Source organism: Lapidilactobacillus dextrinicus DSM 20335 (genome assembly GCF_001436095.1).
Lineage (GTDB): Bacteria > Bacillota > Bacilli > Lactobacillales > Lactobacillaceae > Lapidilactobacillus > Lapidilactobacillus dextrinicus.
Genome location: NZ_AYYK01000008.1, coordinates 255,330 through 266,713, shown reverse-complemented (window position 1 = coordinate 266,713; position 11,384 = coordinate 255,330). Strand labels below are relative to the sequence as shown.

9 protein-coding genes and 1 tRNA gene are annotated in these 11,384 nt (G+C 37.5%); 2 read left to right on the top strand and 8 right to left on the bottom strand.

What is annotated here, in order from left to right; genetic code table 11:
• Window positions 1-249: 249 nt before the first annotated feature.
• The 7 genes from serS to FC84_RS05590 all read right to left on the bottom strand — a co-directional run bounded on the left by serS (window position 250) and on the right by FC84_RS05590 (window position 7,746).
• Window positions 250-1,533 carry a serine--tRNA ligase gene (gene serS, locus FC84_RS05620; RefSeq protein ID WP_057756658.1) on the bottom strand — a complete coding sequence of 428 codons (1,284 nt, stop codon included), beginning with the start codon at window positions 1,531-1,533 and terminating at the stop codon, window positions 250-252.
• Between the two features lie 357 nt (window positions 1,534-1,890).
• Window positions 1,891-2,439 (bottom strand): hypothetical protein, encoded by a 549-nt coding sequence (locus FC84_RS05615; RefSeq protein WP_057756656.1) that lies wholly within the window; start codon window positions 2,437-2,439, stop codon window positions 1,891-1,893.
• A gap of 55 nt (window positions 2,440-2,494) precedes the next feature.
• Complete coding sequence (locus FC84_RS05610) at window positions 2,495-3,037, bottom strand: GNAT family N-acetyltransferase (protein WP_057756655.1); 543 nt, start codon at window positions 3,035-3,037, stop codon at window positions 2,495-2,497.
• Between the two features lie 121 nt (window positions 3,038-3,158).
• Window positions 3,159-3,761 carry a TVP38/TMEM64 family protein gene (locus FC84_RS05605; protein ID WP_057756653.1) on the bottom strand — a complete coding sequence of 201 codons (603 nt, stop codon included), beginning with the start codon at window positions 3,759-3,761 and terminating at the stop codon, window positions 3,159-3,161.
• 111 nt (window positions 3,762-3,872) lie between these two features.
• Window positions 3,873-4,763 (bottom strand): ROK family protein, encoded by an 891-nt coding sequence (locus FC84_RS05600; protein WP_057756651.1) that lies wholly within the window; start codon window positions 4,761-4,763, stop codon window positions 3,873-3,875.
• A 109-nt stretch (window positions 4,764-4,872) separates the two neighbouring features.
• Window positions 4,873-5,625, bottom strand: coding sequence for a class I SAM-dependent methyltransferase (locus FC84_RS05595; protein WP_057756649.1), 753 nt, complete (start codon window positions 5,623-5,625; stop codon window positions 4,873-4,875).
• Window positions 5,626-5,787: 162 nt separating this feature from the next.
• Window positions 5,788-7,746, bottom strand: coding sequence for a M13 family metallopeptidase (locus FC84_RS05590; protein ID WP_083479550.1), 1,959 nt, complete (start codon window positions 7,744-7,746; stop codon window positions 5,788-5,790).
• 165 nt (window positions 7,747-7,911) lie between these two features.
• Here FC84_RS05590 and FC84_RS05585 point away from each other — a divergent pair.
• Window positions 7,912-7,984, top strand: a tRNA-Thr gene (locus tag FC84_RS05585).
• A 98-nt stretch (window positions 7,985-8,082) separates the two neighbouring features.
• Here the strand turns inward: FC84_RS05585 and FC84_RS05580 are convergent.
• Entirely contained in the window at window positions 8,083-10,185 is a 2,103-nt protein-coding gene (locus FC84_RS05580) for a KUP/HAK/KT family potassium transporter (RefSeq protein WP_057756685.1), read from the bottom strand.
• A gap of 536 nt (window positions 10,186-10,721) precedes the next feature.
• Here FC84_RS05580 and FC84_RS05575 point away from each other — a divergent pair.
• Complete coding sequence (locus tag FC84_RS05575; RefSeq protein WP_057756647.1) at window positions 10,722-11,381, top strand: metal-dependent transcriptional regulator; 660 nt, start codon at window positions 10,722-10,724, stop codon at window positions 11,379-11,381.
• Window positions 11,382-11,384 lie beyond the last annotated feature (3 nt).

The window sequence follows — 11,384 nt, the reverse complement described above, 5'->3', positions numbered from 1 at the left end:
AATGTAATAAACCCTGCACATTACTCGAAACTTTGTTCAGTTTTCAAAGGCCTACTGTGTTACTAATTGATAAGCAAAACATGTTTATCGCTATCAGCAACATGTAATATATTACCAACTTCAGCAGTATTCGTCAACTATAAATTTGAACTTTTTTCAGAAAAGTTTTAAATCCTTATTATACCGGGAATTCAGCCCACAAAAAAATGTTGCAGCGTAATTACGCCACAACATTTTTAACTGTTTCTATTAGTTTTCAGCAATCAGTTTTGTAACACCATTCATATATGGCACTAAAGCTTCAGGAACTGTTACTGAACCATCTTCGTTTTGATAATTTTCTAAAATAGCAGCAACTGTCCGACCAACTGCCAAACCAGAACCGTTCAATGTATTCAAATACTGAACCTTACCATTTTCATCGCGATAACGAATTTGGGCACGACGGGCTTGGAAATCAGTACAATTAGAACAACTTGAGATTTCACGATAAGTGTTTTGAGCAGGTAACCATACTTCTATATCATAGGTCTTAGCTGATGAGAAGCTAGCATCACCAGAAGCTAACGTGATGACATGATATGGTAGCTTCAACTTCTTGAGAATATCTTCAGCATCTGCCGTTAATTTTTCTAGTTCATTAAATGAATCTTCTGGCTTAACGTACTTCACCATTTCAACTTTATTAAATTGGTGCAAGCGAATCAAACCACGAGTATCACGACCAGCACTACCTGCTTCTGAACGGAAGCATGGTGTTAATGCTGTCAGATAAATTGGTAATTTAGCACCATCAATAATTTCATGACTGTAATAGTTAGTTAATGGCACTTCAGCAGTTGGAATTAAAGTTAATGGATCCCCTTCATTGATAACTGTATAGACATCTTCTGTAAATTTAGGGAATTGACTCGTACCAAACATAGCATCGTTATTCACTAAATATGGCGGAATAACTTCTTCATAACCTTCTTTACTATGTTCATCTAACATAAAGTTATAAAGTGCCCGTTCTAGCTTCGCGCCAAAACCTTTATAGTAGACAAAACGTGCACCGGCTACTTTAGCACCACGTTCAAAGTCCAAAATCCCTAAGTTTTCCCCAATTTCCCAATGTGCCTTAGGTTCAAAATCAAATTCACGTGGTGTTGCCCACTTGCGAATTTCTACATTGTAATCTTCGTTTGGTCCAACTGGAACAGAATCGTCAGGAATATTAGGCAAGCGCACTAAGATATAAGTTACCTTTTCATCTAGTTCTGCAACTTCTTGATCCAACTGTTTAATTTGAGCGCCAACTTCACGCATATCCTTGATTGCTTGACTAGCATCACCTTTTTCGCGCTTAATTTGCGCAATTTGTTCAGAAACGTCATTACGTTTCTTCTTCAAGTTTTCATCAGCAACAATTTTAGCGCGACGTTGTTCGTCTAAACCTAGTAATTCATCGATTTCTTCAGCAGTAACCCCGCGTGAAGATAATTTCTCTTTAATCCAGTCTGGTCTTTGGCGAATTAATTTTAAATCTAACATATAAAACATCCCTTCTATTATTCTGATTAGTAAAATTAAGTACAAAAATAACCAGTTTATCCCCATAAAGGGACGAACTGGTCACTTCGCGGTACCACCCATTTTCAAGCTATGCTTGCACTCAACTGATTAACGACTAGGCCGTGCGGTTCATCACCGCCCACTAGGAAAATGGAATAGCTTAATAACAGCTCACACCAACCGCTGTCTCTCTGAAATCGGCTTAAATTTTTCCTCAACGTGTTTGAATACATATAATGTAACATTTTTTTATTAGAAATGCCACGTTTTTCGGCACAGTCTTATTAGGAAGAAAGCAATAAAAAAATTGTGCTAAAAATTAGCACAATCTCTATTTTAGTCAAATTGATAGATAAATTTGGCAATGCCCAAATCTTTGTTTTCGTCAGCTACAGTAAAGCCAACTTTAGTGAACAAATTCTTAATTCGCTTAAAGTCATCTTCGCCATCAAAAGAAGATAACGCGGCATCAATCGTGGTAACATCCATTCTCTGTGCGAGTCTAATTAATGCTCGAAGTGAAAGTTGAGCTAAACCATGATTCTGATAATCAAAAAAGGCAAGTTGCGATGCTGAACCTAATGTTTCTAAAACTGTAATATGAACTTTCTTTTCCCAACCATTGTATTCAAACAATAATTGGTTCTGAAAATCAGTTCGTGTTCGGCCTTGTGAATCTAGATTCATCCAAGGCGTATATACAAAAATCGAATTCGTTTTTTGCATTTTATTATCGAACTGAAAGTCGGTATACACTAAATATTGTTGGATATGTCGGTTATCGTCAGCTAGCGGCACGTCATTATTTTCACTACGTAATAGGCGCAGTTCCGAATTAGCTTCGATCTCTTTCATTCGTTGTTGCATCGCATCATTATCCGCCATGTTATCACTCCTATAAAATCCTCACAAACTAGTATAGCACAGCAAAATGCCTAGTCTAGCGCAATTTATCTCGAAACCGTTGCCATCTGCTAGGCGTCAATAAATAATATTTTTCATTCGCTTGCTCAATAAATGGAAAAGGCATCTGAACATCGTACTTAAACTCAAACCCTATTTTTTGTAAAAAGTGCGCAGAACGGCGATTATTTTCATAATGTCCTGCCCAAATTTCTGAAATTTTCATTTCATCAAAAGCATGATCAAAAACTAACATTAATGCCATCGTCATATAACCTTGGTCCCAAAACTCCTTTAATAAAATAAAGCCAACTTCACGGGTATCAGCTAAATGACTTCGCTCATCAATTCCACGTTCGTTTAACTCAATAAAACCAATCGGTTGATTCGTTGCTTTCAGGCAGATGACATAGTCGTTAGGATGTTTTTGATAAATTTGTAAAATTTTCTGTGCCTCTTCAGCCGTGTGAATTGCCGCAAAGCCTGCCGTTTGCCGATAAAGATCGTCTGACCCTAGTTTCAAAATAAAAGCCACATCAGTATCTATAAATGTTCTTAAGTAAATTGTTTGATTTTCCAATTCATCAACCACCTCAGTAAAATAACCACTACTCTTTATTTTACATAACTTATGCTGATAATACTCAAAGTAACTCAACAAAAACGACTGGAACTAATTAAGCCCCAGTCGTTTTAATTAATTAACGAAGTAAATTTAAAAGCAATTGCCCACCATAAACCAAAACAAAACTGTAAGCAGCAATGGTAAATGGCTTAAGTAAAATGATAATAGCCGAAAACTTTGTCCAAGTCATCTTAGTCAACCCAGCAATCATTACCAAGACGTCATCTGGTGCCACAGGCAAGAAAATCGCTAGTGCAAAAAATAAATCAAAAGCTTTTTGGCTACGAAATTTATTTTTATTGAAGTACTTTTCAAAAGTCTTTTGCGGAATCATATGCAAAATGAAGTTTTGTCCATAACGGCGCGCTAAAAAGAAATTAATAAATGAGCCAATGACAATACCTACGTAATTATAAATAAAACCGTAAAGAGGTCCAAACAAGATCACACCCACACCAGTACTCACACCGCCAGGAATTACCGGAATAACCACCTGAATAATTTGAATCAAAATAAAAATTAGTGGTCCAATAATATGCCGTTGATGAATATACTGATCTAACGCTGCCTGACTACGAAAAATTCCTAAACGATACCAATATATCGCTAAAGCAATCATAGCCAATACTGAAAGCAACGATGCAATATTAATCAAGCGGCGGCTTGTGCGATCGCTCATTGGTTATCCCCCTTTAACTTCATTAAGTTGATAAATAATGACTTAAAACGATTATAGCAATTCCCCTCTTTTTTAGCATGAATAACCCATCATCTTGAGCGAACACTTTTGTCACTTCAAATCGATATCTGAATAGCAATCCTTAAAGTTCTTAACAGCGCCAATTAAATTAGCATCATTAGAGAACCGGCTTGTCTGAATGTCAACAGTCGGTTCAGACAGACCAGCCCACTTCAAAAGATTAGTGACGCGATGAATTAAAATATCAGCTAAGTCTGGACGTGCAGAAACACCACCAGCAAGAATAATCCGATCTGGATTAAAGCTACTAATTAAATTGTACAAACCAACGGCATTATAATGATAAAACTTCTCAACTTCTTTTTGAGCTAACTCATCACCGGCATCTGCCCGATCAAATAATTCAGTACCATTAATTGCAGCTTCGCCGCTTTGATCATTATAACGTTGTACAGCCGTAACAACGGTCCCAATCTTGCTCCAAGTTTCTTCAGGTGTCATTTGCATAAAACCAAATTCGCCACCAACTAAATTACGGCCGCGAACTAATTGATGATTCATAATAACCGAGCCGCCAACGCCTGTTCCTAAAGCAATTACCATGGCACTATTAACGTCATTAGCACTTCCCAGCCATAGTTCAGCAAGAGCGGCACAATTAGCATCATTTTCCATCGCAATTGGTAAATGATCAAACAACTCAGAAAAAGCAGCCTTAATTGGAAAATTATGAATATAAGGAATCGCACTTAACCCACGAATTTCACCTTTTTCATTATCAACAACTCCCGGCAAAGACAAGGCTACCCCCTGAACATCTGACACTGTTGACTTCAATTGTGTAAAAGTAGCCTGTAATTGTTTTTGCATCTCTTCCCAAGTTGCTGGTGTCTTAAAGGAACCATTTTGACCAAGTTCATTTTGTGCCCAAACACCATATTTAACACTAGTACCACCAAAATCAAAAATTATAACTGCCATTAAAATTGCCTCCAAATATATTGTGTTTCGTTTTAACTGACTTTACTCTTTAAATAATATCATAAAATGGCAGCGTTTTCGGATAGTTGTTTAAACAATTGGCAGCGTTTTACCGTTCTAAAATTAATAATTCGAATCGATAATCCAAAACGCTCTTCAATCGACCTTGATTTAACTTTGGCCTTATTTTTGTTTGTAACCATTCAAATTTTTCTGACGTTATTTCCGGATAATCTCGTAAGTAATCCCACAATTCTGTTTCTGATAGTTCTTCTGTTAGTTGATAGTTAAAGAATTGCATCTGACTATGCTGAAACTCCGGCTGTAATATTGTCTGATATTGCACCATTAACTCTGATTGAATCTCTGGGCGCTCTGGCGGTAATGCCAATTTAGCTAACAAAGGGGTTAATAGCGGATCATTAACTTGAGTCAAGCGAAATATCAATAGCTTTTCTGTAATCAGTCGACTAATCTGTAACATTTGTTGAGCCGTTATGTCTGGTAACATACTTATCCAAAGCACTGGTATATCTTGACTTTCCTGGACTAATTGTTGCCACGATGCCTTTTTCGTTACGATTAATTGCGTTAAATTCTGATGTGTCGCTCTTTTTCTTAAAATTGCTAACATTTTTTTTGAGAAATCAACAGCCGTAACTCGTACACCTGCTTGGGCAAATGGCAAGGTAAAGCGTCCCGCGCCACTACCTAAGTCCAATAGTTGCTGAGGTAATAGTTGCGCTTGTTGCAGATAGCTTAAAACGTCTGTAACATAAGGCAATTGACTAGCTTGCTCCGTAGCATAATATTCTTCTGCAAAGTCATCCCAAGCCGCTTGCTGCTCAATTAAATCATCCATATCATCAACTCACTCTCAAGAAATATTTGCTTTTATTGATTAAATTCAATACTGATGACGACGAAATATTGCATTTATTATGCCAATAAAATTGTCACTAAGCAATTCATAAAAAATAGCTATGAACAAATTATTGTTCATAGCTATTCATGATAATTAAGCTTACCAAATATTAACACGGTCTTCTGGCGCTAACCACATACCGTCTTGTTCAGTGACATCAAAAGCTTGATAAAAATCATCCATATTTTGTGCCTGAACGTTAGCACGTAATGGACCAGGCGCATGGACGTCAATTGATAATAGCAGTTGCCGATATTCATTAGTAGCCTTAATCCGCCAAACTTTAGCCCAATTATTGAAAAAGGCCTTTAAATCGACATCGTCATCTTCTTTAGCTGCTTCAAGTGCACAACTCAAGCCACCGCCATCAGCAACGTTTTCACTGATGACCAACTTGCCGTTTACTTGAGATCCTGCGTAAGAAATACCATCGAACTCTTGAATCATCGCTTGTGTGCGTTCTTCAAAAGCTGTGTAGTCAGCATCTGTCCACCAATTAACCATATTACCTTGCTCATCAAATTTAGCACCATTATTATCGAAAGCGTGGGAAATTTCATGGGCAATAACCGCACCAATGCCGCCATAGTTTTGAGAATTAGTTTGCTCTAAGCTATAGAATGGTGCTTGTAAGATGGCTGCTGGGAACGTAATATCGTTAAAACTTGGATCATAGCACGCATTAACTAAATTACCAGGCATTGCCCAACGTGTGCGATCAACTGGTTGTTTAATCTTCGCAAAATTATCCAAACGGAAAATCTTAGCTAGATTCAAAATATTATTTAATAAATCGCCGCCTTCAGCAGCTGTTTTAATTTTTAATTGGCTATAAATAGCCCGAACTTGATCAGGATAGCCGACTTTAATCACAATATTGTTTAATTTAACAATTGCTTTATCCTTCGTTGCTTGAGATAACCAAGCATTATTAGCCAAGCGTTGCTTATAAACATTGATCATAGTCTTAATCATGGCCGTGACATCTTGACGAGCAGTATCTCCAAAATAAGTTGCGCCATAATACTGACCAACAACATCAGAGAAGTAACCATTTGCTAAACGATAAGCATGTTTTTCCTGATTGGCTGCTTCCTTTTGACCACTAATTGCTCGACCATAAGTTCCACCTAACTGGCGTAATTCCTCACTTAAAAAACCAGTCGTGCTTAAAATTTCATTGACAATTAACCAGCTCTTATATTGGTCAAAAGTTGCTGGTGTGACTAATTTACTCAGATTTTCAAAGTACTTTGGCTGAGTTAACACAATCTTTTCTGGCGTGCTAGCCAGGATTTCTGGAATAGCCGTTGCAAAATCAATTTCAGGTGTTAATTTCAAAAAGTCAGCAAACTCATACGGATTGTATTGCTTTGTATAATCAGCTAACTCTTCGGAATTCTTAACAAATGGCACAATAGCAGCATCAAAGGCTTTGGCTTGGTCAACTAATTGTGTTGCTTGAGTCTCATCGTAACCAAATTTTTGTAAAACTGCGATTGCCATTTCACTCCAAACGGCTAATAACTGTTGACCACTCTCATTGTCAGCAGCATAGTAAGTCTTATCTGGTAGAATCAATCCCGGAACATCGACATATAATAGATAAACGGATGTGTTTTTCATGTCTGGTTCCACGCCAAGACTAAATGGCAAGGCCGTGCCATCTTTAATTAAGTCAGCCAAATGCTGATTCACATCAGACCAATTTTGTAATTTATCAAGTTTATTTAACATGGCATCAGCAGGTCGCGTGCCATCTTCGTCACGTTTCTTAAAATCTAATGCCAATTGATTAAGCTTAACAGCTTCTTGAAGTTCTGGTGTTCTAATTTGTGTCAAATCTTGACGAAATTTAGCAAAGTCTGTTAATAATCGTTCTTCAACACCAACAGCTAAATCTGCAAAACCGCCAGTAGTAGAACGATCTGCTGGAATTTCAGCAGTTTTAGCCCACTCACCATTAACAGATAAATAAAGATTATCTTGTGCACGTGTTGCTTCAGCTGCTGTTGTATCACCAGCACCGCCACGCACAAATAAATGATTCGATTTCATTGGCTAACAACCCTTCTCAATATAATTTCAATAATTAAAACGATTGTAACATTAGAGGTTTGATTAAACAAATATGAGAATGCTGCTCTATTTTTAACACCACTAAGGCCTAAAAATTCCAGTTGACAATTTGTTCTTTCATTCTATATACTATTTATTGTTAATGCCGTCTTAGCTCAGTAGGTAGAGCGCATCCATGGTAAGGATGAGGTCGGCGGTTCGAATCCGCTAGACGGCTTAATGTAAAAAACTCTGGATGTAATTGTCCAGAGTTTTTTTATTGTTCGAATGAGTTAAAAATAAAACCCGCGGCCAATATTAGCCGCGGGTTTTATTTTATTGATCTTCAAACTCATCTTTGTCTTCTAAATCAGGAACTTTGATGTGTTTAAGTTCTTGCTCTTTATGCAAGCGTGAATGCAATACTCGTGCTTTTTCACGGTTTAAATAACGTAAACTTAATGGTTTAGTTTTACCGAGAATTAATGGCACTTTTTCGACAATAACATCCGCAAACTCCAAGCCAAACCAAGAAGCAGGATTGCTGGTGATGTTTTGTAAACCAACCCGCAAGGAAATAATCGCCCGTTCAAAAGCACCAATTTGCGTTTGTGGTGAAATAACATCTTGAACGATTACGAAACTAAAGTCGCCCACATCACGACCACGAATTGTCGTGTATTTCTGTGGTTGTGGATCGATTTGGCCACGTGCAATCATTTCATGAACAATCGCCCGTAAGTAAACATTCACACGTTGTTCACGTCTGAAGCCTAAGTACAATTGAACGTTAATAACATTACGTGTGCCCATCGTATCGACGCTATACTCAGCAGTATAAGGATCATCTGTGACATTAACTGTGACGAACCAATAAGCTTTAGCCCGTTTAGGACGCTTATCGAGAATCGAATATAATATTTCCCGTTTAATCATGCTGCCCGGCTTAACCTTAGCCATATAAACAACATTATCACTGAAAATTGGCATTGAATCATCATTGCTTAATTTAACCAATTGATCTTTATAGTCGTTAAGACTGATATAGGCTGATTGGAATTCTTCTGTGTCGCGAATTCGATTACCATAGTACCAAATATACATGACCAGAAGAATTAAACCAGCGATGATGGCTGTTACATAACCACCATGGACAAATTTAACCAATGAAGAAATCAAGAACATTGTTTCAACTGCGCCAAAGAAAACAACCATGGCCCCTGCCCAAATCATCTTCACATTACTTTGACGTAGGAATTGGTATAACAGTAACGTCGTCATTAACATCGTTACGGTAATAGCTAAACCATACGCTGCTTCCATATGAGCTGATGTCCGGAAGAACAAAATAATGATAATACAAGCAACCCATAAAATAGAATTAACTAGTGGGATATAAATTTGCCCATGCTTTTCTGATGGGTAAATAATTTTCATTCGAGGGAAGAACTTTAAGCGCACAGCTTCAGAAACTAAGGTATAAGACCCAGTAATTAAAGCTTGTGAAGCAATAATGGCCGCTAATGTTGCTAAAACAATCCCAATTAAGCGCCATTGACCTGGTAACATTTCAAAGAAAGGATTAAATGTTGCGTCATGACCTAATGCGGCATTATTTGCATTGTTCATCACCCAGACACCTTGGCCTAAATAATTAAGCATCAAACTAACAAAGACAAAAGGCCAACTGCCATAAATATTCACTCGACCAACATGGCCAACGTCTGAATAAAGCGCCTCAGCACCTGTTGTCGCCAAGAAGACACTACCGAGTATAAAGACACCTACATGATTGTCTGGACTAAAGAAGAGCAGTTTAACTGCGTAATAAGGGTTCAATGACTTCAAGATAGATAAGTCAGCCAACATGTGTAAAAAGCCAGTGACGCCCAAGAATAGGAACCAAATAAACATGATGGGGCCAAATGCACGACCAATAACACCAGTGCCAAAGCGTTGGATCATAAAGAGCACTGATAGAATCACAATCGTAATGATAATAACTTCTTGCTGCGTTGTGACAAACGTTATCCCATTAAAGTCAATTCCCTTTAGACCTTCAATGGCAGTAGTTACCGTCACAGCTGGCGTTAACATACCGTCTGCAAGTAAAGCGGCACCACCAATTAAAGCTGGATAGATTAACCATTTAGCACGACGCCTAACCAAAGCATATAGTGAGAAAATCCCACCTTCACCATGATTTAATGCCTGCAACGCAATCAGAACATATTTAACGGTGGTTAATAACATAACCGTCCAAAAAATTAACGAGATACTCCCCATAATCATTTCACGAGTCGCCGTTGTTAAACCACCATTGTCGCCAATGATTGTCTTCATAACATATAATGGTGACGTACCAATATCACCATAAACAATCCCGATTGTAATCAATAATCCCGCAACGGAAATGGTACTCCGCTTCTTTTTATTCAAACGCATTTTAACTTCCTCCAACTTAGCAAAAAAGCGATGATAACTCATTGTAGCGCATTTAAATCACAAATAACATTACAGGAAGAATACATGTCTTCGATCAATTCAACGGTGAAACTTTAACTATGATATTCACCCACTAGGGGCTTATTCAAGGCCACTTTGTCATTTAAAAATGGTCTTTATGTATAAATCTTAACTAATCGAGCCATAATAAGAATCCTGTAATTAGTCATCAGAATTAACATGCGTCCATAAAAAATAGCCTGTGATAACTAAGTGTTGAATTAATGTATCCTATCACTTAATATTCAAGCCAATGACGCCACTTTACAAGATAAATGCTTACGTGTCAACCCACTTTAAAAAACAGTCTTCACCATCAAGATCAAAAGCCGATGCTAGCAGTGTTTTCAAGGCATTCAAGCGCAGATTTAAGCCATGTTTTAAAGTTAGTGATTCTATATTTTTGAAACTATTTAAAGTTTGCCAAATACGTTATAATAAGAATACAAGTCATTGCTGGAGGTCGGCTGATGTCACCAAATCAAGAAAACTATTTAAAAGCAATTTATGAGCTATCACATGATCGGCGTAAAATCACCAATAAAAACATCGCCGATATCTTACAAGTTAGCGCACCCTCGGTTACCGAAATGCTAACCAGTCTTTCTAAAGAAGAGCTCGTTAAACATACACCTTATAATGAAATCTCTTTAACTGAAAAAGGTACTAAAATTGCAACTAACTTAGTTCGGCGTCATCGTATTTGGGAAGTTTTTCTCCACGACAAACTGAATTACAACATTAGCGAAGTCCATGAAGCAGCAGATGCTCTAGAGCATGCGACTGATGGCATGCTCATTCAACGTTTAAACGATTTTCTACAAGATCCCAAGCGTTGTCCTCATGGTGGTTTAGTGCCTGGTAATGCCGATTTAAGCGACCTAAGTGATCAAGTATTAATTGATACTGCCGACGGACAAACTGTTCAAGTTAAACGCGTCATTGATAATCATGAATTTTTGATGTACTTTGAAGGGTTGCATCTCCCACTCGGTTCGATCATTACCATTCAACGACATGAACCGTTCGAAGGGCCAATCGTCGTCACAACTGAAGATCATCAAGAAATTTCAATTAGTTATAAATCTGCAAGCTATATTTTTGTTGATGCAATTCCTCAAACAAACTAAAAA